The sequence below is a fragment of the Chryseobacterium sp. SIMBA_029 genome (genome assembly GCF_046535275.1).
Classification (GTDB): domain Bacteria; phylum Bacteroidota; class Bacteroidia; order Flavobacteriales; family Weeksellaceae; genus Chryseobacterium.
The window spans coordinates 1-247 of sequence record NZ_JAWRXA010000678.1 but is presented as its reverse complement, the minus strand read 5'-3'; the positions used below and the strand labels follow the sequence as shown (position 1 = coordinate 247).

Below are 247 nucleotides of genomic sequence, written 5' to 3'. Positions count from 1 at the left end.
CTTGCAGAACATAATGGAGATGATCATGAGTTCTTCGATCAATTTAACAAAATCGATACAATTAAAAACTGTATCGTAGTATACATTGATGAAGCTCCGGCTGCTTGTGGGGCTTTCAAAGAGGTTTCAATAGATACTGTAGAGATTAAAAGAATGTTTACAAATCCGAAATTCAGGAAAAAAGGACTAGGAACCACCATTGTAAATGAACTGGAAAACTGGGCAAAGGAATTAGGTCATAAAAAAG

The 247-nt window shown here is 35.2% G+C and carries 1 protein-coding gene; it reads left to right on the top strand.

Annotated features, from left to right (window positions below):
* The coding region (locus tag SB679_RS25680; RefSeq protein WP_410705195.1) for a GNAT family N-acetyltransferase at window positions 1–247 on the top strand (247 nt) is incomplete at both ends.